Source organism: Pseudomonas benzenivorans (genome assembly GCF_024397895.1).
GTDB lineage: Bacteria > Pseudomonadota > Gammaproteobacteria > Pseudomonadales > Pseudomonadaceae > Aquipseudomonas > Aquipseudomonas benzenivorans_A.
On sequence record NZ_CP073346.1, the window covers coordinates 362,273 to 385,783 of the forward strand.

21 protein-coding genes are annotated in these 23,511 nt (G+C 65.8%); 15 read left to right on the plus strand and 6 right to left on the minus strand.

The features are described from left to right. Positions 1-42 precede the first annotated feature (42 nt). Complete coding sequence (locus tag KDW96_RS01560) at positions 43-1,596, minus strand: sigma-54-dependent transcriptional regulator (RefSeq protein ID WP_255838644.1); 1,554 nt, start codon at positions 1,594-1,596, stop codon at positions 43-45. Positions 1,597-1,851: 255 nt separating this feature from the next. On the opposite strand from KDW96_RS01560, the gene phhA reads away from it, so the two are divergent. From phhA to ggpS, 6 genes are all read left to right on the plus strand, one after another. Beyond that, positions 1,852-2,637, plus strand: coding sequence for a phenylalanine 4-monooxygenase (gene phhA, locus KDW96_RS01565; RefSeq protein WP_255838645.1), 786 nt, complete (start codon positions 1,852-1,854; stop codon positions 2,635-2,637). 108 nt (positions 2,638-2,745) lie between these two features. Beyond that, complete coding sequence (locus tag KDW96_RS01570) at positions 2,746-3,099, plus strand: 4a-hydroxytetrahydrobiopterin dehydratase (RefSeq protein WP_255838646.1); 354 nt, start codon at positions 2,746-2,748, stop codon at positions 3,097-3,099. Further along, positions 3,096-4,292, plus strand: a complete 1,197-nt coding sequence (locus KDW96_RS01575) for an amino acid aminotransferase (protein WP_255838647.1) — start codon at positions 3,096-3,098, stop codon at positions 4,290-4,292. The genes KDW96_RS01570 and KDW96_RS01575 overlap by 4 nt, the downstream gene beginning before the upstream one ends. 98 nt (positions 4,293-4,390) lie before the next feature. Further along, complete coding sequence (locus KDW96_RS01580) at positions 4,391-5,728, plus strand: DUF2254 domain-containing protein (protein ID WP_255838648.1); 1,338 nt, start codon at positions 4,391-4,393, stop codon at positions 5,726-5,728. A gap of 165 nt (positions 5,729-5,893) precedes the next feature. Next, positions 5,894-7,159: an MFS transporter gene (locus tag KDW96_RS01585; protein WP_255838649.1), complete on the plus strand. Its 1,266-nt coding sequence runs from the start codon at positions 5,894-5,896 to the stop codon at positions 7,157-7,159. A gap of 177 nt (positions 7,160-7,336) precedes the next feature. Then, positions 7,337-9,604, plus strand: a complete 2,268-nt coding sequence (ggpS, locus tag KDW96_RS01590; RefSeq protein WP_255838650.1) for a glucosylglycerol-phosphate synthase — start codon at positions 7,337-7,339, stop codon at positions 9,602-9,604. A 156-nt stretch (positions 9,605-9,760) separates the two neighbouring features. Here the strand turns inward: ggpS and KDW96_RS01595 are convergent, their stop codons facing one another. Next, entirely contained in the window at positions 9,761-10,189 is a 429-nt protein-coding gene (locus tag KDW96_RS01595) for a YciI family protein (RefSeq protein WP_255838651.1), read from the minus strand. Positions 10,190-10,426: 237 nt separating this feature from the next. Between KDW96_RS01595 and KDW96_RS01600 the strand changes: the two genes are divergently transcribed. From KDW96_RS01600 to KDW96_RS01625, 6 genes are all read left to right on the plus strand, one after another. Beyond that, positions 10,427-11,176, plus strand: a complete 750-nt coding sequence (locus tag KDW96_RS01600) for a TIGR01458 family HAD-type hydrolase (protein WP_255838652.1) — start codon at positions 10,427-10,429, stop codon at positions 11,174-11,176. 10 nt (positions 11,177-11,186) lie between these two features. Beyond that, the gene (locus tag KDW96_RS01605; RefSeq protein WP_255838653.1) at positions 11,187-11,945 is read left to right on the plus strand and encodes an extracellular solute-binding protein; all 759 of its coding nucleotides are present in this window, start codon (positions 11,187-11,189) and stop codon (positions 11,943-11,945) included. Between the two features lie 325 nt (positions 11,946-12,270). Continuing rightward, positions 12,271-12,654, plus strand: a complete 384-nt coding sequence (locus KDW96_RS01610) for a hypothetical protein (RefSeq protein WP_255838654.1) — start codon at positions 12,271-12,273, stop codon at positions 12,652-12,654. A gap of 88 nt (positions 12,655-12,742) precedes the next feature. Continuing rightward, complete coding sequence (locus KDW96_RS01615) at positions 12,743-13,198, plus strand: hypothetical protein (protein WP_255838655.1); 456 nt, start codon at positions 12,743-12,745, stop codon at positions 13,196-13,198. A gap of 299 nt (positions 13,199-13,497) precedes the next feature. Next, positions 13,498-13,851, plus strand: a complete 354-nt coding sequence (locus KDW96_RS01620; protein WP_255838656.1) for a DUF2834 domain-containing protein — start codon at positions 13,498-13,500, stop codon at positions 13,849-13,851. A gap of 61 nt (positions 13,852-13,912) precedes the next feature. Beyond that, the gene (locus KDW96_RS01625) at positions 13,913-14,539 is read left to right on the plus strand and encodes a class I SAM-dependent methyltransferase (RefSeq protein WP_255838657.1); all 627 of its coding nucleotides are present in this window, start codon (positions 13,913-13,915) and stop codon (positions 14,537-14,539) included. A 60-nt stretch (positions 14,540-14,599) separates the two neighbouring features. Here the strand turns inward: KDW96_RS01625 and KDW96_RS01630 are convergent, their stop codons facing one another. Next, positions 14,600-15,028: a group II truncated hemoglobin gene (locus tag KDW96_RS01630; RefSeq protein ID WP_255838658.1), complete on the minus strand. Its 429-nt coding sequence runs from the start codon at positions 15,026-15,028 to the stop codon at positions 14,600-14,602. Positions 15,029-15,168: 140 nt separating this feature from the next. Between KDW96_RS01630 and KDW96_RS01635 the strand changes: the two genes are divergently transcribed. From KDW96_RS01635 to KDW96_RS01645, 3 genes are all read left to right on the plus strand, one after another. Then, a complete protein-coding gene (locus KDW96_RS01635) occupies positions 15,169-16,809 on the plus strand; it encodes a VRR-NUC domain-containing protein (protein WP_255838659.1) in 1,641 nt (546 codons plus the stop codon). After that, a complete protein-coding gene (locus KDW96_RS01640; RefSeq protein ID WP_255838660.1) occupies positions 16,806-19,073 on the plus strand; it encodes an ATP-dependent DNA helicase in 2,268 nt (755 codons plus the stop codon). The genes KDW96_RS01635 and KDW96_RS01640 overlap by 4 nt, the downstream gene beginning before the upstream one ends. A gap of 104 nt (positions 19,074-19,177) precedes the next feature. Next, complete coding sequence (locus tag KDW96_RS01645) at positions 19,178-19,768, plus strand: HutD/Ves family protein (RefSeq protein ID WP_255838661.1); 591 nt, start codon at positions 19,178-19,180, stop codon at positions 19,766-19,768. An 89-nt stretch (positions 19,769-19,857) separates the two neighbouring features. Here the strand turns inward: KDW96_RS01645 and hutG are convergent, their stop codons facing one another. The 3 genes from hutG to hutH all read right to left on the minus strand — a co-directional run bounded on the left by hutG (position 19,858) and on the right by hutH (position 23,511). Further along, on the minus strand, positions 19,858-20,670 hold the full coding sequence (gene hutG, locus KDW96_RS01650; RefSeq protein ID WP_255838662.1) for an N-formylglutamate deformylase: 813 nt from the start codon (positions 20,668-20,670) through the stop codon (positions 19,858-19,860). Continuing rightward, the gene (gene hutI / locus KDW96_RS01655) at positions 20,660-21,871 is read right to left on the minus strand and encodes an imidazolonepropionase (RefSeq protein ID WP_255838663.1); all 1,212 of its coding nucleotides are present in this window, start codon (positions 21,869-21,871) and stop codon (positions 20,660-20,662) included. The genes hutG and hutI overlap by 11 nt, the downstream gene beginning before the upstream one ends. Positions 21,872-21,975: 104 nt before the next feature. Then, entirely contained in the window at positions 21,976-23,511 is a 1,536-nt protein-coding gene (hutH, locus tag KDW96_RS01660) for a histidine ammonia-lyase (protein ID WP_255838664.1), read from the minus strand.

The window sequence follows — 23,511 nt, forward strand, 5'->3', positions numbered from 1 at the left end:
CGGCTTCTCATTTAGATCAACAACTTATCCTCAGCGCCCGCCCTACTCCTTGCCGAGACCGTGTTGACGCAGCTTGTTGGCGATGGTGGTGTGCGACACGCCGAGTCGCTTGCCCAGTTGCCGGCTGCTCGGATGGTCCTGATACAGGCGCTCCAGCACGGCCCTCTCGAAACGCCCGAGGATGGCGTCCAGGCCGCCCTCCAGGGAGAAATCGCCGAGGGGCTGCGGCGCACCGTAGTCGGGCAGGCGGATATGCTCGGCCTTGACCGTGCCGCCCTCGCACAGCGACACGGCCTGGAACAGCACGTTCTCCAGCTGGCGCACGTTGCCCGGCCAGTGGTAGTGGGCGAGCTTGTCCAGCACCGGGGGCGCCAGCCTGGGCAACGGGCAACCGATCTGCCGGCTGGCCTGGTCGAGGAAGTGCTCGACCAGCGGCGCCAGGCCGTCCAGGCATTCGCGCAGCGGCGGAATGTGCAGGCTGAGCACGTTGAGGCGATGGTAGAGGTCCTGGCGGAACTCGCCCCGGGCGCACAGCTCGGACAGGTCGACCTGGGTGGCGCAGACCACGCGCACGTCCAGGTACACCTCCTCGTCGCTGCCAACCCGGCGGAAACAGCCATCCTGCAGAAAGCGCAGCAGCTTGGCCTGCAGGCGCGGACTCATCTCGCCGACGCCATCGAGAAACAGGGTGCCGCCCGCGGTCAGCTCGAGCAGCCCCAGCTTGCCCTCCGGCCGTGCGCCCTCGAAGGCACCGGGGCCGTAGCCGAACAGTTCGGTCTCTGCCATGGACTCCGGCAGCCCGGCGCAGTTGAGCGCCATGAACGGCGACTGCCCGCGCGGGCTGGCCAGGTGGCAGGCGCGGGCCAGCAGCTCCTTGCCGGTGCCGGTCTCGCCCTCGATCAACAAGGGTGCGTCCAGCGGCGCCATGCGCCGTGCCTCGCGGACCACCGCGGCCATCACCTTGGAGCTCTGGAAGATGCTGTCGAATCCGCGCAGCTCCTGCTTGCGCACATGGTAGATGCGCTCGCCGATGCGGTCGGCGCGGTGCAGGGTCAGGACCGCCCCTGCCAGGGCATCGCTCTCGTCGTGCTCGGTCTGCAGCGGCGCGATGTCGGCGAGGAACACGTCGCCCTTGACCTTGACCCGCAGGCCGTTGATCCGCGACTTGTTGGCCCGCACCAGCTCGGGCAGGTCGAAATCCTCGGCGTAGCGCGACAGCGGGATGCCCGGCACCTCGTCCACCCTTACGCCGAGCAGCTGGGCGGCGGCGCGGTTGGCGGCGACGATGGAGCCGCCCATGTCGATCGACAGCACCGGGAAGTCCAGGGCGCCGAGCAGCGCATTGAGCTCCAGGTGACGGCGCTCACTGGGCATCAGACCCACACGCTTGACGCCGAACACCCCGGAAATCGCCTCGAACTTGGGGCGCAACGACTGAAACTGCAGGTTGATCAGGTTCGGGCAGTGCAGGTAGATGGCATTGCCCTGCTCGCCCCCGACCTCACCGCGGGCCACGTTGATGCCGTATTCGACCAGCAGGTTGAGGATGTCGCGCAGAATGCCGATGCGATTCTGGCAGTGGACTTTGATGCGCATAGCGGGCCCCGATGGCGATGAGTGAGCGGCTGCGGGCCTTAGAATCGCGCGCTTAGCCTTAATGCTTGTCAAGAATATGTGACAGATCACCCCGACAGCAAGAAGACGCCGAGCCACACCGCCAGACGCGTAATCTATTCTTTACGAAATGGGCACCCCAGCGCGCCCCGCGCACGCGCAGGGACGGCTGCGAAATTGCACATCCTGGGATATTCATAGTCCAACACAACAACAAGGCCCCCTCAGGAGGCAGCGATGAAATCCACGCAGTACGTGGCCCGCGAACCGGACGAAAGCGGCTTCATCCGCTACGGCGACGCCGAACATCAGGTGTGGAACACCCTGATCACCCGGCAGCTCAAGGTGGTCGAAGGACGGGCCTGCCAGGAGTACCTGGACGGCATCGATCAACTCGGCCTGCCGCTCGAGCGCATCCCCCAGCTCGGCGAGATCAACCAGGTGCTGCAGTCCGCCACTGGCTGGCGCGTCGCCCGCGTGCCGGCCCTGATCCCCTTCCAGACCTTCTTCGAACTGCTGGCCAGCCAGCAATTCCCGGTAGCCACCTTCATCCGCACCCCGGAGGAACTGGACTACCTGCAGGAACCGGACATCTTCCACGAGATCTTCGGCCACTGCCCGCTGCTGACCAATCCCTGGTTCGCCGAGTTCACCCACACCTACGGCAAACTCGGCCTCAAGGCCAGCAAGGAAGAGCGGGTCTACCTCGCCCGCCTGTACTGGATGACCATCGAGTTCGGCCTGGTCGACACCAGCCAGGGCCGCAAGATCTACGGCGGCGGCATCCTCTCCTCGCCGAAGGAGACCGTCTATTGCCTGTCCGATGAGCCCGAGCACCAACCCTTCAGTGCCCTCGAGGCGATGCGCACGCCCTATCGCATCGACATCCTGCAGCCGCTGTATTTCGTGCTGCCGGAGCTCAAGCACCTGTTCGACCTGGCCCATGAAGACATCATGGCCCTGGTCCACCGTGCCATGCAGCTGGGCCTGCACGCACCCAAGTTCCCGCCGAAAGCGGCCTAGGGTGGACAACGCCGCCTGCGGCGGCCTATCCACCCCGAGTCTTTCCACGGTGGACAAGGGCTGCGGCCGTTGTCCACCCTAAGAACCCCCTTATTAAGGAGAACCCCCATGAGCCTTGCCCAAGCCCACTGCGAAGCCTGCCGTGCCGGCGCCCCGCTGGTATCCGACGAGGAGCTGGCCGAGCTGATCAAGCAGATCCCCGACTGGAACATCGAGACCCGCGGCGATCACATGGAGCTGGAGAAGGTCTTCGCCTTCAAGAACTTCCGCCACGCCCTGGCCTTTACCAACGCCGTCGGTGCGCTCGCCGAGGAAGAGGGTCACCACCCGGCCCTGCTCACCGAGTGGGGCAAGGTCACCGTGACCTGGTGGAGTCACGAGGCCAATGGCCTGCACCGCAACGACTTCATCATGGCCGCGCGCACCGACGAGGTGGCAAAGAGCGCGGAGGGCCGCAAGTGAGCCACTTCGGCCAGATCGCCCGGGTGCCCGGCGACCCCATTCTCGGCCTGATGGAAGCCTTCCGCGCCGATCCCCATCCAGCCAAGCTGGACCTGGGCGTGGGCGTCTACAAGGATGCCCAGGGCCAGACGCCCATCCCCCAGGCGGTGAAACTGGCCGAGCAGCGCCTGGTCGAGCGCGAAACGACCAAGAGCTATATCGGTGGTCACGGCGATGCGCTGTTCACCGCCCACCTGGCCAAGCTGGTGCTAGGTGCCGACTCCGCGCTGCTGACAGACGGCCGCGCCGCCGCCAGCCAGACACCCGGCGGCACCGGCGCCTTGCGCCTGGCGGCGGACTTCATCGGGCACTGCCTGGCGGGTCGCGGCATCTGGCTAAGCGACCCGACCTGGCCGATCCACGAAACCCTGTTCGCCGAGGCTGGCCTGCGTGTCGGCCACTACCCCTATGTCGGAGCGGACAACCGCCTGGATGTGGAGGCGATGCTCGAGGCCCTCGCTCGCCTGCCCCAGGGCGACGTGGTGCTGCTGCATGCCTGCTGCCACAACCCCACCGGCTTCGACCTCGGCCAGGACGACTGGCGCCGGGTGCTGGAGGTGGTCAAGGCGCGCGAACTACTGCCCCTGATCGACTTCGCCTACCAGGGCTTCGGCGCTGGCCTGGAGCAGGACGCCTGGGCCGTGCGGCTGTTCGCCGAGGCACTGCCGGAGGTGCTGATCACCAGTTCCTGCTCGAAGAACTTCGGCCTCTACCGCGAGCGCACCGGCGCCCTGCTGGTCTGCACGGCTGACACCGAGAAGCTTGTGGATGTGCGCAGCCAGCTGGCCGCCATCGCCCGCAACCTGTGGTCGACGCCACCGGCCCACGGCGCCGCCGTGGTCGCCGGCATCCTCGACGATGCCGAGCTGAAAGCGCTGTGGCTGCAGGAGCTCGACGCCATGCGCCAGCGCGTCGCCCGCCTGCGCCAGGGCCTGGTCGAGGCCCTGGCGCCCCATGGCCTAGCCGGGCGGTTCGCCCATGTCGCCGAGCAGCGCGGCATGTTCTCCTACACCGGTCTGACGCCCGCACAGGTTCAGCGCCTGCGCGATGAGTTCAGCGTCTACATGGTCGGCTCGGGGCGCGCCAACGTCGCCGGGCTGGACGCCAGCCGACTGGACCAATTGGCCGCGGCCATCGCGCGGGTCTGCGCCTGACAGCCGCGACGACAAGCCGGCCGCGCGCCGGCTTTTCGCCGCCCGAGCTGGCCACTGGACTATAGTTCGGGCACTGCCCTCGCCGAAGCGGACGCCCCTTGATCCAGCCAGCCAACCTGCTGTTTCGCGCCTACCTGCGCACCATCCATAGCCTGGCGTTCTACCCGACGTTGATTTCCCTGGGTTTTCTGCTGGTGTGCCTGCTGAATATCGCCGTCGAGTACCAACCCTGGCTGATGAGCCTCAAGGCCCACCTGGACATCGGCCTGGTGCGCAATGCCGATAACGCGCGGCTGATTCTCGGCACCCTGGTGGCCGGCGTCATGTCGCTGATGGTGTTCAGCTTCTCCATGGTCATGGTGGTGCTCAACAACGCCTCCGCGGCCCTTTCGCCGCGGGTGGTGCCGGGCCTGATCAGCAGCAAGGGGCACCAGAAGACCCTGGGTTTCTACCTCGGCACAATCCTCTACGCCCTGCTGCTGATCACCACCATCGAGCAGAACAACAGCAACCAGGTGCCCAGCCTCGGCGTGCTGGTCACCCTTGGGCTGGGCATCGCCTGCCTGGGTTTGTTCGTCGACTTCATTCGCTCGATCTCCCTGTCGATCCAGGTCGAACACATCCTCAACAACCTCTTCGCCACGACCCTGGACAAGCTCGACGGCAACGCCAAGAAACTGCTCGAATGCCAGGACTCGCCGTCCTGGCCGGCCGACGACAGCTGGTCGTCGGTCAACGCCCAGCGCAGCGGTTACTTCAAGGAACTCAACGTCGCCACCCTCAACGAACTGCTGGAGGCCAACGACCTGCGCATGGCCGTGCTGGTGCACCGCGGCTTCTTCGTCATGGCCGGGCACCCGCTGTTCAAGCTGGACCGCGACGTCGACGAACAACTTTGCGAGCAACTGCGTGACTGTTTCCATTTCTTCGTCGAGCAGTACGCCAGCTCCCACTACGTGTTCGGCTGCAAGCACATCTCCGAGATTGCGGTGAAGGCCCTGAGCCCTGGGATCAACGACCCGGGCACGGCGATCACCGCCATCGACATGCTCACGGTGCTGTTCAGCAAGCGCATGGCCCTGCCCGACCTGGACGTCTCGCCGCGGCCCGACGGTCCGCCGCGGCTGTTTTTCTTCGAGCTGCCCCTGGACCAGCTGTTGCAGCTGCTGTTCGGTCCGCTGCGCACCTATGGCTGCGAAGACCCCCAAGTGCTGACCCATCTGCTGCAGGCCTTCAAAAACCTGCTCTACCAGGGGCCCCGCGCCCACCACCAAACGGATCTGATCCGCCACGCCCGTAGCGTCGTCGAGACCGCCGATTCCCACATCCTCAACCGCCGCGATCGCGAAGAAATCAATGCCATGATCGAGCGTTTCAACCGGGCGGCGAAGGCTGCGCCGCCGGCTCTGCGCCCGCTCAAGATCGATCAAGACTGATGCAAGAGCGCACCACATTGGTGCGATGAGTGATGGAAAATAAAATCAGCATCCGTTTATCTTTTATTTTTCCTATATATAACAAACACTTAAATAACAACCTTAGGGATCATTGGCCCGCTTCGTGCTTGCCATCGAGAGCATAGTTCCCTAGGGTAGCTCGCCATGTGGTCTCAAATTGCCCCTATCAGTTCACTGCTGAGCGGGGTCGCGTTACTCCTGCTCGGCAATGGCCTGCTCAATACCCTCCTGACGCTACGTGGTGTCGCCGAAGGCTACTCCACCTCGATGCTCGGACTGATCATGTCCGGGTACTTCGTCGGCTTTCTCCTCGGCACCTGGCTGGCGATCCCGCTGGTGCGTCGCGTTGGGCACATCCGTGCGTTCGCCTTTTGCGCGGCGCTGGCCGCCATCACCGCCCTGCTCCACGTGTTGCTGGTCGACCCCTGGGTCTGGCTGGCGTTGCGGGTGCTCTATGGCGTGGCCCTGGTCAGCCTGTACATGGTCATCGAGAGCTGGCTGAACGCCCAGGCGCCAAGCGACAAGCGCGGCCAGGTGTTCGCCATCTACATGGCGGTCAACCTCGGCGCCCTGGCGGCCGCCCAGCAACTGCTCGGACTGGCCGAACCCAGTGACTTCTTGCTGTTCGCCCTGGCGGCGATGCTGATCAGCGCGGCGCTGATGCCCATCACCCTGACCCGCCAGGGCCAGCCCAGCGTGCCGGACAGCCTGCACACCAACCTGCGCCAACTGCTCGGCATCGCCCCGCTGTCGATCGCCGCCGCCGGACTGTCCGGCCTGGCCCTCGGCGGCTTCTGGGGCATGGCGCCGGTGTACGCCAGCCTGAGCGGCTTCGACGCCACCGGCGTGGGCCTGCTGATGAGCAGCGCGATTCTCGGCGGCGCCCTGCTGCAGTGGCCGATCGGCCGCTACTCGGACAACCACGACCGGCGCCTGGTGCTGCTCTGGGTGGTGATCCTGGCGGTGCTGGTGTCCGTGCTGATGAGCCTGCTGCCGGCCGGCCGGCCCCTGCTGGGGCTGATATTCCTGTTCGGCGGCCTGTCGTTCGCCATCTATCCGGTGGCCGTCGCCCAGCTGATCGACCAGCTGCACGGCGACGAGATCCTCGCCGGCTCCAGCAGCCTGCTGATGGTCAACGGCATCGGCGCGGTCTGCGGCCCGCTGCTGGCCGGCGCCCTGATGGAGCAGTTCGGCGCCCAGGCGCTGCCGCTGTTCTTCGCCGCGGTACTGGGCCTGCTGGCCGCCTACACGGTCTATCGCCTGCGTCACGTCAGCGACCTGGTCAGCGGCGAGCACGCGCACTTCGTGCCGATGCTGCGCACCAGCCATACGGTGCTCGAGCTGATGCCCGACGCACCGGCGCCGGAGGTCGAGCGTCGGGCCGAGGAAGCCGTGACCGAATCCCCGTAGGCGCCGGTTCGCCAGCGCCTGCAACAAACCCGGCAGCCGCCTTGCGGCGAGACTGCCCAACACGCAGAGCCCGAGGCCTGCCGCGCAATGATCGCGCAGCATTGCATCACTAGGCTCATAGCTCGTCGGCCCAGGTCGGCGCGTCAACTGCAACCACTTAGGACAGGGAGACAGCGCATGCTACTTGCTACCGATCTTGATGGAACCTTTCTCGCCGGCGATCCCGAGGATCGCCTGAGCCTCTACCAGACCATCGCCGCCCACCCGGAAATCCGCCTGGCGTACGTCACCGGTCGCAGCCTGGAGGCGGTGCTGCCACTGCTGGCCGACCCGACGCTGCCACAGCCGGACTTCATCATCGCCGACGTCGGCGCCAGCCTGGTGCATGGCGATACGCTGCAGCCGATTCAGCCGCTGCAGAGCGCGGTGGACGCCCTCTGGCCCGGCGAGAGCCAGGTCGCCAGTGCCATCGAAGGCTTCGAGCTGGAGCGCCAGGACGTGCCCCAGGCCCGTCGCTGCTCGTACTTCTGCAGCCCCGAACAGGCGGCCAACCCGGCCCTGCTGGACGCCGCCCGTGCCCTGGGCTGCGACCTGCTGTACTCGGCCGAGCGCTACCTCGACTTCCTGCCCCAGGGGGTGAACAAGGGCAGCAGTCTCAAGGCCCTGGCCGACTGGCTGGAGCTGGACGCCGACCAGGTCCTGGCCGCGGGCGACACCCTCAATGACCTGTCCATGCTCAGCGGCGAGTTCAAGGGCGTCTGCGTCGGCCAATCGGAGGCCGGCCTGCTCGAAGCCACGGCCCAGCACTCGCGCAGCCTGCACGCCGAGCGTCCAGGCTGCGGCGGCATCCTCGAGGCCTTCGCCCACTTCGGTTTCCTCGGCGCACACGGCATCGCCGCCGAGCGCCGCCAGGCGGCCCAGCCCGGCAAGTCCGAACTGGTGATGGTCTACCACCGCCTGCCCTACGAGGAATACCGCGGCGCCGACGGCACGCTGCAACGCCGCCGCCCGACCTCGCCGAACGGCATCATCCCCACCCTGCTCAGTTTCTTCGGCGACGGACGCCCAGGCTCCTGGGTCGCCTGGGCCGTGCACGAGGACGACAACGAGCCCTTCGACACCCACACCACCGTGGACGCCGAGCGCTACCCCAAGCTCACCGCCGCACGGGTCAAGCTGAGCAAGGAAGAGGTCGACATCTTCTACAAGCGCTTCTCCAAGGAAGCCTTCTGGCCGACCCTGCACACCTTTTGGGAGCGAGCGACCTTCAACGAGGACGACTGGCAGGTGTTCTGCAAGGTCAACCGCGCCTTCGCCGAACGCACCGCCCTGGAAGCCGCCGAAGGCGCCACCGTGTGGCTGCACGACTACAACCTGTGGATGGTCCCGGCCTACCTGCGCGAGCTGCGCCCGGACCTGCGCATCGCCTTCTTCCACCACACCTACTTCCCCTCGGCGGACGTGTTCAACGTACTGCCCTGGCGCCGGCAGATCATCGGCAGCCTGCTGCAGTGCGACTACGTGGGCTTCCACATTCCGCGCCAGGTGGAGAACTTCGTTGACGTCGCGCGTGGCGTCACGCCGCTGCAGACGGTCAGCCGGCAGAACTGCGCGCCGCGTTTCATCACCTACGGCTGCGCGGTCGGCCTGGAACGCATGACCACGGCGGTGGACACCGGCAGCCGGGTGGTCAAGCTCGGCGCCCATCCGGTCGGCCTGGACATCGACCGGGTACGCAGCGCCCTGGAGAACCCGAAGATCCGCGAGATGATGGCGCGCCTGCGCGAGGAGCTGTCCGGGGTCAAGCTGATCCTCTCGGTCGAGCGCCTCGACTACACCAAGGGCATCCTGGAAAAGCTCAACGCCTACGAGCGCCTGCTGGAGGAGAACCCGGAACTGCTCGGCAAGGTGACTCTGGTCACCGTCTGCGTGCCGGCGGCCAAGGAAATGACCATCTACGACGAGCTGCAGGGGCAGATCGAACAGGCGGTGGGGCGGATCAACGGCCGCTTCGCGCGGATCGGCTGGACGCCGCTGCAGTTCTTCTTCCGCAGCCTGCCGTTCGAGGAAGTCAGCGCCTGGTACGCCATGGCCGACGTCATGTGGATCACCCCGCTGCGCGACGGCCTCAACCTGGTGGCCAAGGAGTTCGTCGCCGCCCAGGGCCTGCTCGGCGGCAGCGGCGTGCTGGTGCTCTCCGAATTCGCCGGCGCCGCCGCCGAGCTCAAGGGCGCCCTGCTGACCAACCCCCACGACCCGGCAGACCTGACCCAGACCTGCTACCTGGCCCTCAACCTGCCCAAGGCCGAGGCCCAGGCGCGCCTGCGCCAGCTGTTCGACATCGTCAGCTACAACGACATCCGCCGCTGGGGCGACGAGTTCCTCGCCGGCGTGGCCGAAGAGGCGCCGCAGCAGGAAGGCGCGCCGCTGGTGCTCGCCTCCTGAGCCGGGCTCGGCCGTAGGCCCTGCCCCAACTGAAAACGCCTGCTCTGGAGCAGGCGTTTTCAGTCAGGCCGGCGGCGCGACTGGCGTCACCGGCTCGGCTTCAGCCGGGCGGTCGAGGTTCAGGGAAACCTCAGGTAGGCCTTGATCTTCATCCCCTCAGCGATCTTCGCCGGCAAGCTGAGCGCGCAGCCGCGCTTCCTGCTCGCGCAGCTCGGGTGTGAACTCTTCGCCGAAGTCCTCGGCCTCGAAAAGCTGGCGAATCTCGATCTCCGCGTCACCGGGCATCGGATTGGGGCAGCGCTTGACCCACTCGATCGCCTCCTCCAGGGACTGCACCTGGAATATCCAGAAACCGGCGACCAGCTCCCTGGTTTCCGCGAAGGGGCCGTCGATCACTTCGCGCTGCGCCCCGGAGAAGCGCACCCGGGCGCCCCGTGAGCTCGGCTGCAGACCTTCGCCGGCCAGCAACACACCGGCCTTGACCAACTCCTCGCTGTACCGCCCCATGGCCGCGAGCAACTCCTCGCTGGGCGGCGCGCCCGCCTCTGACTCCTTGCTGGCCTTGACCATCACCATAAACCGCATAGTCCTGCTTCCTTATCAGGTTGTTGGGGGAGAACCAGCCCGGCAATTGCCTCGCTGTTCTATCCAATAGTCGAGCACGGCAAGCGGCAATCGACAACCCGCGAGGTCCTTGTCATTCGACCAAGGCAGCCGCCTGTCGGCCCTCGTGAGCGGCGCCCGCCGTCGGCACGCCGGCGCAAGCTGTGCTATCGCTGTAGAAGGCGCCGACGCGCCAGGACCAGACGGGAGGGTCGGACGATGCCTCAGGCGTTACTGCTCGACATCAGTGGCGTGCTCTACCAGGACACGCAGCCGATACCCGGCTCGGTGCAGGCGGTCAGGGACCTGCAGGCCAAGGGTTGTCCACTGCGCCTGGTGACCAACACCTCTCGCCTGACCGCGGCAGCCATCCATCGCCAGCTCAGCGGCATGGGCTACCTCATCGAACCCGAGCAGATCTACAGCGCACCCCGGGCCATGCGTCACTACCTGCAGGCGCACGGCCTGCGCCCCTACTGCCTGATCCACCGCAACCTGGAAGCCGAATTCGCCGACCTGCTGGAACTGCCCGCCCCCAATGCGGTGGTCATCGGCGATGCCGCCGAGCGCTTCGACTACCTGCATCTGGAGCGCGCCTTCCACCTGCTGCTGGACGGCGCGCCCCTGCTGGCCATGGGTGACAACCGCTATTTCAAGCTCGAAGGCGCCCTGCGTCTGGACGCTGGCCCCTTCGTGCGCGCCCTGGAGTACGCCGCCGGGGTACAGGCCAAGGTGCTCGGCAAACCGTCGCCGGCGTTCTTCCAGGGCGCCCTGGACGAGCTCGGGGTATCCGCCGAGCAGGCGCTGATGATTGGTGACGATGTCGAGAGCGATGTGCGCGGAGCCCAGCGGGCCGGCCTGCAAGGCTGCCTGGTGCAGACCGGCAAGTACCGCCCCGGCGACGAGGACAAGGCCCCCGCCGCCCTGCTGGCCAAGGACCTGGCAGATGCGGTGCGCCGCTATTGCTGACGCATCAGCCGTGGATCGCCGGCTCGCGGTAGTGCCGCGGGCAGGCCTGGTAAAGCTCGAGGTACTGGACAGGCGCCTGCGCGCCGAAGGCAAGCGGGCCATCGCCTGGGACTACCGCAACCTGTATTTCTCCTGGCCGTTCATCAGCGCCGGCGGCGCCTACAGCATCGGCAAGCACCAGGGCCTCTACGACCTCGCTGACCTGGGCATCGACACCCCCGCGGCCATCGCCGGGGTTGAGGGCATCAAGCAACTGCTCGACAGCGGCGTGTTGCCACGCGACAGCGACTACGCCGGCATGATGGCGGCCTTCAAGCGCGGCGAGCTGGCGATGATGATCAACGGCCCCTGGGCCTGGAACGAATTGCGCGCCGCCGGCATCGACATCGCCCTGGCCAGCATTCCCGGCCCCGGTGCGGACCGACCCGGCCGCCCCTTCGTCGGCATCCAGGCCGCCGCCCTAAATCACCACAGCCCCAACCAGGAAGCCGCCCGACGCTTCCTCGAGGACTACCTGAGCAGCCCGGCCGACCTGCGCCAGATCGACCAGGACAAGCCCCTGGGCGTGCCGGCCAATCTCGAACTGATGCAGGAAGCGCAGCGCGACCCGCTGATACAGGCCAGCTTCGACGCCGCCATGGCCGGCGAGATCATGCCGGACATCCCCGAGATGAAGCGCTTCTGGGGCCTGTTCAACGGGCGCTTCGACGCCATGCTGCAGGGCGCCCGGCGCCTGCACTATCCCATGCAGGGCCAAGCCGTGAACTAGCCTGGGAAACCTGGGTGGAAAACGCCGCACGGCTTTCCACCCTGCGCACCGTAAGTCGCCCATTTCTGCAATGCCGGACAGAACCACACAGTGACCACGCCGCGTATTGCTTCTCGCCACCACCCCGCGCTACTGTCGCCGGCTCCTCCCCTGACAAATGGATTTGTTGCGATGATGTATAAAATCCCGCCCCTCGAGCCGCCCCTGCGGAGCCCCCGCGCCAGGGCGCGCGGCGCGGTTTTTCCCCAGAATGTTATCCATCAAATGATGCGTTTAAACGCATCATTTGAGGTCTAATTTTAGTTATAGGAATCATTCTTTCTCTATGTACAACGCAATTAAAAAATACGCACCAATCCTTTTCATCAGCACAGCTATTGTGTCGGGTTTAAATTATTTTTCGTACCAAGCTATTATTCAAATCACTCAAGCACAAACCGACACAGTCCCAACGAAACTAATTTTAGAAATCATCACCACAATTGCAATCCACATAATTGCTCTGTCAGCGGTGCCATTAACTCTGTCTGCAAAAAACAGAATGCTCACCAGTTACGTGGCTCTGACCACCCTTGGCGCAATTTATACAACGCATATGACTGGAATGAACGCAGCGGGGCCAACAATAGCTATTGTAGCTTTCTCCTACCTGGCCTTTTATGGTTACTCAAAGGCTAAAGGCATCTACAATTATTACCGAACAAAATAGAGAGCGCGGTGAATTCCTATAACAAATGGTTCAAATCGTTCGCTTCGCTCACTGGGACGAGCTAAAGTCCGCTCCCTAACCAAACGTTATGCACAAAAATATGACTCGATATTTCTTTGTAATTTTCATTACCCTTGTAACGATAACTTTAAATGGTGCGGTATTATCCGAGAGCCTTAGTGATGTCACGCTTATGATTTCACTACTAGCTATTAACGCATTTTCATTGTCCCTGATTTTATTTTGGCTTGGGGGGTATTCAAGAACTTCAAACAAGGCTAAGTATCTTGTTCTTGGTCATGCAGCATTGTTCTTATCAGTTGGTGTAGGATTTCTTGCACTTGGGTATCATGCTATCGAAGCGCAAAGTTGCCAGTTTCTTTTGAATGATGGCGATTCAAAAAATCTTATACACAAGGCTGGCCTTTGGGCCACAGAAAACAGTTACTGCCCATGGTTAGGGGCTGGCCTCATAGCATTTGGGGTATTCATGGCATGGCCAAGCTTAAAGCTATTCATTGGAATCCAAGCAAAAGGCACATAACAAGCATATATGGACGCGCCCCACAAGCAGTGAGGAATCGCTTTTCAAGCCTGTCGTGAACGCGGTTGCATTCGTATATCCGGCCTGTTGCGGGCAGTCATGCCCTGGCCACTCTGTAGTTCGCACAGCGGGGGCCAAGCGTTCAAACGATCGTATATGGACGCTCCCCACAAGCATTGGTTAACGCGCTTGTTGGCCCTAACCACGGTGCAGTGGCCCCGCGATCGCTCACCCGTATACGACGCTAGCAGCTGCTCCGCAAACCTGACTCAAGCACCCCACAGACCAAGGAAGGCAAGATGAAGAAAGTCCTCGTACCGCTGATAGCTCTGCTTACATTTTCCGCATTTACCCTCTATGTCATGGCGACGGCCGACCAGTCATTACTGCAGTTCGGCATCCAGTTGCTGTCACGCTCGGATACCGCGCAGGTGGTGTTCGACCTCTATATCCTTGCAGCCCTGACTTGCGTCTGGATGTACCGGGACGCCCGCGCTCGAGGCAAATCGTTCGGCTATGTGCTTCCTTTCTTGCTGGTCACCGCCGTCTTTGTCTCGATTGGCCCGCTTCTGTACATCGTGACGAAAGGCTTGTCCAAGCCAGGCGCTGCGGTGAATACGCCACCGGACGGCGAAACGGCCTCACTTCGCTAACCTCATAGTCGCAGCTGCACCTCGACCTGCCGGCGAGCTCGATTATCAGGAGGACAGAGAAGTGAATCACTCGGCGAAATTCTGGGACAGAATCGCAACCCGTTACGCGAAACAGCCGGTGGCGGACGAGGCGGCCTACCAGCGCAAGCTGGCGATCACCCGGGAGTATCTGCAGCCGCACATGCAGCTGCTGGAGTTCGGCTGCGGCACGGGTTCGACCGCGCTCTGCCATGCCCCCCATGTGCAGCATATTCACGGCATCGACCTGTCGTCGAAGATGATCGAAATTGCCCAGGCCAAGGCGGCCGAGCACAACATCGGCAACGTTACCTTCAGCCAGGCCACCCTCGACGAGCTTGAGCTGGCCGAGCAGTCCCTGGACGTCGTACTGGGCCTGAATATCCTGCACCTGCTGAGGGACAAAGACGCCGCCATCGCCAAGGTGCACAGGCTGCTCAAGCCGGGCGGGCTGTTCGTCTCCAGCACCATCTGCATGGGCGACTCGCTGATGCTCAAGGCCATCAAGCACCTCGTCTCCATCGGTGCCTTGCTGCGGCTGCTGCCATCGCTCGATGCCTTCACCCGACAGCAGTTGGTCGGTAGCCTGACCGACGCCGGCTTTGTCATCGAGCAGCTGTGGCAGCCTGGCAAGAACAAGGCGCTCTTCATCGTGGCGAAAAAACCCTAGCAGTCGCGGAGATAGGCTGCACGGGATCGCTGAAGGGGACCGGTAGCGCGCTGGCTTCGCCTACTGCCCTGCCCCGTGGCGGTTGCGGCTCGCCTGGACGATGCGCTGGGCCGGCACGCGCAGTTGGGTCAGCAGGTACTCGGCGAAGGCCGGGGAATATGGCTGTCGGGCGATGGCCTGCTCCATGCACGCAAGCCAGGCCTCGGCATGGGCCTCATCGATCGGCCACTGGGCATGGAAGGCGGGAATCGCAATGGCGCCGTATTTCTCCTGGAACAGCCGCGGGCCGCCGAGCCAGCCGCTGAGGAAACAGGCCAGCTTGTCCCGGGCCAGCTCCAGGCTTGCCGGGTGCATGCGGCGGATGTCGGCCGCCGCCGGCGACTCGTCCATGATTCGATAGAAGTCGTCGACCAGGCGGCGCAGGCCCCCGATGCCGCCGGCCGCCTGGTAGGAGGCATCACCGATGCCAAATTGCGCCGTACTGCCCACGCTGCGTCTCCCCTGATCAAAAGCGCCATTGTACTGCCGGCAGGCCGATTTCCCGCCAGCGAGACGGACGGGCATCTCGGCGGTTGAACAGGAGCCCCGACCCAAGCAGAATACTGGACATAAATCCAGCCAAGCCCTCCATGCCGACGCCCCTCTCCGCCGACTTCTATTACCTGAGCAACTTCCAATCCGCCCTCGCCTGGATCGGCGAGCGCTATGAGGACCTGCTGAGCGATGAGGAGCGGGCGTTCATCGAGCAGTTTACCGCGCTGGACCTGGCCGCCCAGGCCTTGCTGGTGCGCATGGTAATGCGCAAGGGCCCGCACTTTCGCGCGAGCAAGCTGAACTATGCCGAGATCGGCGACATCCAGGCCCCGGCGGCGCAGCTGCTGGCCCTGGGATGGCTGAGCTACAGCGCGCCGCTCACGGCCGAGGAGGTCGTCGCCCTGCTGCGCAAGGACGAGCTGCTCGCCCACCTGCCCCTGGCCGATCGCCGTGCCTCGCTTAAGAAAAGCCAGCTGCTCGATCAGCTGCTGGCGGCCGATCCCGAACCCCAGCCTTTCGCGCGCTGGTGCCCGAATCTTGCGGACAGCCTCTACAGCCTCACCGTCATGGAGCTGTGCAATCGCCTGCGCCTGCTGTTCTTCGGCAACCTGGGCCAGGACTGGTCCGAATTCGTGCTGGCCGACCTGGGGGTGTTTCGCTACGAAACCGTGGCCATTACCCCCGACTCGCGCGCCTTCCGCAGCCGCGAGGACCTGGAGGGCTACCTGCTGCTGCGCGACCATCGTCTGCGCTTCGAGGCCGGCGAAGCCATCGAGGACCTGCTGGCGTCGCTAACGGCCTTCGCTTCGGCCAACCCCTACCTGCAGTCGCGCCACGCCAAGCTGCTGTACCAGATCGCCCAGCACCAGGAAAAGCAGGGCGAACTGGCACAGGCGCTGGACCTCTATCGGCGTGCGGAGTACGGCGACGCCCGCTGGCGGCAGCTCCGCGTGCTGGAAAAACTCGCCCGTCACGCCGAGGCCCATGAGCTGGCGCTGCAGGTCAGCGCCGCGCCGCGCAGAGACCAGGAAGCCCAGCAGGTGCAGCGCGCCCTGGTTCGGCTGCGGCGCAGCCTGGGGCTGCCGGCGGACAAGCGCCGGGCTTCGGCGCCGGAGCGGCGCCTCGAGTTGACCCTGGAGCAGCCTGTAGCGTGCAGCGTCGAGTACGCGGTGCGCGAGCACCTGCAGCGCGACGACGCGCCGGTGCATTACGTGGAGAACACCCTGATCTGCAGCCTGTTCGGCCTGCTCTGCTGGGAGGCGGTGTTCGCGCCCCTGCCCGGCGCCTTCTTCCACCCGTTCCAGAGCGGCCCGGCGGACCTGCTCAGCGACGACTTCCACCCCCGGCGCGAGGCCCTGTTCGCCCGCTGCCTGGCCCGCCTGGATTCGGACGAGTACCGGCCGCACATCCGCCAGATGTACCAGGCGAAGTTCGGCATCCAGTCGCCCTTCGTGTTCTGGGGCCTGCTCAGCGAGGAGCTGCTGGAACAGGCGCTGGCCTGCATTCCCGCGGCGCACCTGGCGGCCTGCTGCCGACGCCTGCTGCGCGACATCCGCGCCAACCGCGCCGGCATGCCCGACCTGATCCAGTTCTACCCGGCCGAAGGGCGCTACCGGATGATCGAGGTCAAGGGCCCCGGCGACCGCCTGCAGGACAACCAGAAACGCTGGCTGGCCTTCTGCGCCGAACAGGGCATGCCGGTCGAGGTCTGCTACGTGCAGTGGGCCCAGCCATGAGCTATTCGGTGGCGGTTCGCGCCCTCTGCGAGTTCACCGCCAAGGAGGGCGACCTGGACCTGCGCTTCACCCCCTCGCCCTCGGCCCAGGAAGGCATCGCCGGCCACCAGACGGTGGTCAGCCGCCGCGGCCCGGACTATATCGCCGAACTGCCCCTGGCCGGCGTCTACCCCGGGCTGCTGGTCAGCGGCCGCGCCGATGGCTACGACCCCGAAAGCAATCTGCTGGAAGAGATCAAGACCCACCGCGGCGACGTGGCGCGCATTCCGCAGAACCATCGGCTGCTGCACTGGGCGCAGGTCAAGGTCTACGGCTGGCTGCTGTGCCTGAACTACGAGCTCGGCGACGTCGAGCTGGCGGTGGTGTATTTCAACGTGGTCACCCAGCAGGAAACTGTGCTGCGCGAGCGCTTCGGCGCCGCCGAGCTCAAGGCGTTCTTCGACCTGCAGTGCAGCCGCTTCATCGCCTGGGCCGAGCAGGAAGGCGTGCACCGCAGCGCCCGCGACCACAGCCTGGAACGCCTGCAGTTCCCCTATCCGCAGTTCCGTCACGGCCAGCGCCAGCTGGCCGAGAGCGTCTACCGCTCGGCCAGGGACGGCCACACCCTGCTGGCCCAGGCCACCACCGGCATCGGCAAGACCCTCGGCACCCTGTTCCCCCAGCTCAAGGCCTTTCCCGCGCAGAAGCTCGACCGTCTGTTCTTCCTCACGGCCAAAACGCCGGGCCGGCGCCTGGCCCTCGATGCCCTGGCCAGCCTGCGCAAACAGGAAGAACAGATGCCCCTGCGGGTACTGGAGCATGTGGCCCGGGACAAGGCCTGCGAGCACCCGGACAAGTCCTGCCATGGCGACTCCTGCCCCCTGGCCAAGGGCTTCTACGACCGCCTGGCCGCCGCCCGCCAGGCCGCCGTCGAACGCCGCTGGCTGACCCAGCAGGACGTGCGCCAGGTGGCCCTGGCCCACCGGATCTGCCCCTACTACCTGAGCCAGGAGCTGTGCCACTGGGCCGACGTGGTGGTCGGCGACTACAACTACTACTTCGACATCGGCGCCCTGCTCTATGGCCTGACCCTGCAGTACGACTGGCGCGTCACCCTGCTGGTGGACGAGGCCCACAACCTGGTCGAGCGCGGACGCAGCATGTACACCGCCGAGCTGATCCAGGACGAGTTCCACGCCCTGTGCAGCGCCGCCCCGGCACGCCTGAAGGGCGCCCTGGAGCGCGTCGCCCGGCACTGGCACCAGCTGCACCAGGACCAGGAGCTGGCCTACCAGATCTACCCTGCCCTGCCCGACCTGTTCGTGGTCTCGCTGAACAAGGCGGTGGGGGCGATCAAGGACCACCTGACCGACCAGCCCAGCAGCAACGAACGCTCGCTGCTGCAGTTCTACATGGACGCCTCGCTGTTCTGCCGCCTGGCCGAGGCCTACGGCCCCCACTCGCTGTTCGACATCACCCGCAACGATGCCCAGGGCAGTTTTCCCAGCTCCGACCTGTGCCTGCGCAATGTGGTGCCGGCGGTCTTCCTCGCCGACCGCTTCGCCACTGCCCACAGCACCACGCTGTTCTCCGCCACCCTGCAGCCGGCCGACTACTACCGCGACCTGCTCGGCCTGCCGGAAGAGACCCAGTGGCTGAACGTGGCCTCGCCCTTTTCCGCCGCGCAGCTGGACGTGCGCATCGTGCGCAACCTCTCGACCCGCTACCCGCACCGCGAATCCAGCCTCGCCCCGATCTGCCAGATCATGGCCGAGCAGTACCGGGCCAAGCCAGGCAACTACCTGGCCTTCTTCAGCAGCTATGCCTACCTGCAGCAGGTGCTGGAGCTGTTCCGGGTACTGCATCCCGAGGTGCCGACCCTCCACCAGTCGCGCAGCATGAACGAACTCAACCGCCAGGCCTTTCTCGACCGCTTTACCGATCACTCCCGGGGCATCGGCTTCGCCGTGCTGGGCGGCGCCTTCGGCGAGGGCATCGACCTGCCGGGCAAGCGCCTGATCGGCGCCTTCATCGCCACCCTGGGCCTGCCGCAGGTCAACGCGATCAACGAGGAAATCAAGGCGCGCATGGAGCAGATGTTCGGCAATGGCTACGACTACGCCTACCTCTATCCTGGGCTGCAGAAAGTGGTGCAGGCCGCCGGCCGGGTGATCCGCACCACCGAGGACGAGGGCGTGGTCTACCTGCTCGACGACCGCTTCGCCCAGGCGCAAACCCGGCAACTGCTGCCGGACTGGTGGCAGCTGACGACGGTCCGGTTCTAGTGATCCCAAACCCTGGCGATCGAAGGCCGGGCTCGCCTTCTTGTATATACATGTAATGAAATATATATAATCGGCCAGGCCATCACTCAGAGCCCCCTCGGATCATGAATCGCACGCAGATCTACCGCGCCGCCACCTATGTAGCAACGCCCTGGAAGAACGGTTTGGGAAGCACGCTCGAGGTGGCGCGTGACGCTGGAGAGGGGCTGGAGGGGTTTGGCTGGCGCCTGTCGATTGCGGACATCGATCAAGCCAACGGTTTTTCTTCGTTCTCCGGTTACCAGCGGGTCATCACCGTACTGGAGGGCGAAGGCATGCGCCTTGAGGTCGATGGCGAGCACTCCGCACCGCTGCTGGCGTTCGAACCCTTTGCCTTTTCCGGCGACAGCTCCGTGCACTGCCAGCTGCTGCGGGGGGGCATCCGCGACTTCAACCTGATCTATTCGCCCGAGCGCTTCGCCGCGCGCCTTCAGTGGCTGCGCGCCGATGAAACGCAGCGGGTGTTCACCAGCGCCAGCACCCTGCTGCTGTTCGCCGCCGGCGACCCTGTCGAGGTGCAGCTCGATGGCGCCCCCTGCGCCACCCTGGGCCGCTACGATTGCCTGCGGATCGAGCGCGTGGCGGCGCTTGCCGAGCTTCAGATTCAGGGCGGTGCTTCGGCGCCCTGCTGCCTGATCGAGCTCAGTCCGCGCTGACCGCCGACCCGCCGCTATAGGGGCTCCGTCCAGGCAGAAAGACGCCGCGGCAAGGCCGCGGCGCTGGGGGACGGCGATAACCTTTCGGCTTAGCGCCCGTAGTGCGCCTTGCCCCAGTGCAACAGGGTCTCCAGCAACTGACGCAGGACCCCACGCACCGACTCGGCCAACTCGGGCCGGTAGTCGAAGGGCGGGGCCTCATCCATGTAGGTGCACTGCGCCAACTCCAGCTGGATGGCGTGAATGTTGTCGTCCGGCCTGCCGTAGTGGCGGGTGATGTGCCCGCCCTTGAAGCGGCCGTTGAGCACCTGACTATAGCCGTCCGCCCCGGCGCAGACCTGCTGCAGTTGGCTCGCCAGCTGTGCAGAGCAACTGGCGCCCTCGTTGCTGCCGAGGTTGAAGTCCGGCAGGCGGCCCTCGAACAGGCGCGGCACCCGGGAGGCGATCGAGTGGGCATCGAACAGCAGGGCGTAGCCGAACTCGTCGCGCAGGCGTTGCAGCTCGGCCTCCAGGGTCGCGTGGTACGGCGCCCAGATTTGCTCCAGGTAACGCGCCCGCTCGGCCTGCGACGGCTCGAGCCCCTCGCGGAACAGGGGCGCGCCATCGAACAGGGTCGCGGGAAAAAGCCCGGTGGTCGCGCTGGTGTACAGGGGCTTGTCGTCGGCCGGGCGATTGAGGTCGACCACATAGCGCGAGTAGCTGGCCGCCAGGGTGCTGGCACCCAGTTCCCGGGCGAAGTCATAGAGCCGCGGGATGTGCCAGTCGGTGTCCGGCAGGCCGCGAGCCTGCTCGACCAGCCCCGCCTCGACCGCCGGCGTCAGGCGCAGACCGGCGTGGGGCATGCTGATCAGCAAGGGCACACGGCCGCGGTGGAACTCGAACGCCTCGTGGTTATTGGACATCGGTCTGCTCCTCGGCATGGCGGATCACCCGTTTGTTCAGTTCGCCGCCCAGCCAGTAGGCCAGCTCGGCGGGCCGCTGGATATCCCAGGCGACGAAGTCGGCGACCTTGCCCACTTCCAGGCTGCCGTGGCTGTCGGCCAGGCCCAGGGCCTTGGCCGCGTGCAGGGTGACCCCGGCCAGCGCCTCCTCGGGAGTCAGGCGGAACAGGGTGCAGGCCATGTTCATCATCAGCCGCAGCGACAGCGCCGGCGAGGTGCCGGGGTTGAGGTCGCTGGCGATTGCCAGCGCCACGCCGTGTTCGCGCAGCGCCTGCATGGGCGGCAACTGGGTTTCCCGCAGGAAATAGAAGGCGCCGGGCAACAGCACCGCGACGCTGCCGGCGGCCGCCATGGCCTGGACGTCGCTCTCATCCATGAACTCCAGGTGATCGGCCGACAAGGCGCCATAGCGCGCCGCCAGGCTGGAGCCGTGCAACGACGACAGCTGCTCGGCGTGCAGCTTGACCGGCAGGCCCAGCTCGCGGGCGCGCTGGAACACCCGCTCGACCTGGGCCGGCGAGAAGGCCAGGTGCTCGCAGAAGGCATCGACGGCATCGACCAGGCCTTCGGCCGCCAGGGCCGGCAGCATCTCGTGGCAGACCAGATCGATGTAGTCGTCGGCGCGCCCGGCGAATTCCGGCGGCAGCGCATGGGCCGCCAGGCAGGTGGCCTTGACCGTAACCGGCAGACACTCACCGAGGCGACGGATCACCCGCAGCATCTTGCCCTCGCTGGTCAGGTCGAGGCCGTAGCCGGACTTGACCTCCACCGTGGTCACGCCCTCGCGCAGCAGACAGCGCAGGCGCTGCGTGGCGGCGGCCAGCAGCTGCTCCTCGGTGGCGGCGCGGGTGGCGCGCACGGTGCTGGCGATGCCTCCGCCGGCAGCAGCGATCTCGGCGTAGCTGACGCCCTGCAGCCGCTGCTCGAACTCGGCGCTGCGGTCACCGCCGAACACCAGGTGGGTGTGGCAGTCGATCAGCCCGGGCGTCAGCCACTTGCCGCCAAGGTCGAGGGTCTCGGCATAGTCGCCGGCCGGCAGCTCGGCGCGCGGGCCGATCCAGGCGATGCGCTGCCCCGCGGTGACCAGTGCGGCATCTTCGATGATCGAATACTGCCCGCCGGCCATGGTGGCGGCGTGACAGTTGAGCCAGAGACGTTGCATAGGGTTCGGTTCTCCTCGCGGTGCATGACGGCCAATCGGTGGCCGGAAACGCGCAGGCGCCCGCAAGCCTCGTTGATCCGCGGCTTGCGGGCGCCGGGGCGCGATCAGCCCTGGGACGGCAGCAGCTGCGCCGACAGCAGGTCGCTCAGGCAGCGCGACGCGATCAGCTCGCTGGCGGCCTCGATGTCCGGGGCGAAGAAGCGATCCTGCTCGTAGTGCGGCACCCGCTCACGCAGGATGTGGCGCGCCTGCTCCAGCTTGGCGGAGCTCTTGCGCCCCTCACGGAAGTCCAGGCCCTGGCAGGCTCCCAGCCATTCCACGGCGAGGATGCCACGCACGTTGTCGGCCATCTCCCACAGGCGCTTGCCGGCGGCCGGGGCCATGGACACGTGGTCCTCCTGGTTGGCCGAGGTCGGCAGGCTGTCGACGCTGTGCGGATGGGCCAGCGCCTTGTTCTCGCTGGCCAGCGCGGCCGCGGTGACCTGGGCGATCATGAAGCCGGAGTTGACCCCGCCGTTGGCCACCAGGAACGGCGGCAGCTGCGACATGTGCTTGTCCATCATCAGCGAGATGCGCCGCTCCGACAGCGAGCCGATCTCGGCGATGGCCAGGGCCAGGTTGTCGGCGGCCATGGCCACCGGCTCGGCGTGGAAGTTGCCCCCGGAGATCACATCGCCTTCGGCGGCGAACACCAGCGGGTTGTCCGATACCGCATTGGCCTCGGTGGCCAGCACCTCGGCGGCGTGGCGGATCTGAGTCAAACAGGCGCCCATGACCTGGGGCTGGCAGCGCAGCGAATAGGGATCCTGAACCTTGTCGCACTTCTCATGGGACTGGGAGATCTCGGTGCTCGGCGTGAGCAGGTCGCGGTAGGCCGCGGCCGCGTCGATCTGCCCGCGCTGGCCCCGGGCGGCGTGGATGCGCGGGTCGAATGGCGAACGCGAGCCGAGCATGGCCTCGACGCTGAGGCCGCCGCAGACCAGCGCCGCGGCGAACAGGTCCTCGGCCTCGAACAGCCCGCGCAGGGCGAAGGCGGTGGACGCCTGGGTGCCGTTGAGCAGCGCCAGCCCTTCCTTGGCCGCCAGGGTCAGGGGCTCCAGGCCGGCAACCGCCAGCGCCTCGGTGGCCGGCAGCCACTCGCCCTTGTAGCGCGCCTTGCCTTCGCCGAGCAGCACCAGGGACATGTGCGCCAGGGGCGCCAGGTCGCCGGAGGCGCCGACCGAGCCCTTGAGCGGGATATGCGGGTAGACCTCGGCGTTGATCAGGGCGATCAGGGCGTCGATCACCACCCGGCGAATGCCGGAGAAGCCGCGGGCCAGGCTGTTGACCTTGAGCAGCATGATCAGCCGCACCAAGGCGTCATCGATGGGCTGGCCGACGCCGGCGGCATGGCTCAGTACCAGCGAGCGCTGCAGGTTTTCCAGGTCCTCGCTGGCGATGCGGGTCGACGCCAGCAGGCCGAAGCCGGTGTTGATGCCATAGACGGTGCGCTTTTCCGCCAGCACCCGATCGACACAGGCGACGCTGGCCTCGATGGCCTCACTGGCGCTTGCGTCCAGGCTGACGGTTACCGGCCCCTGGTGGACCTGACGCAGCTGGGCCAGGCTCAGCTGGCCGGGCAGAATATTCAGGGCGCTCAT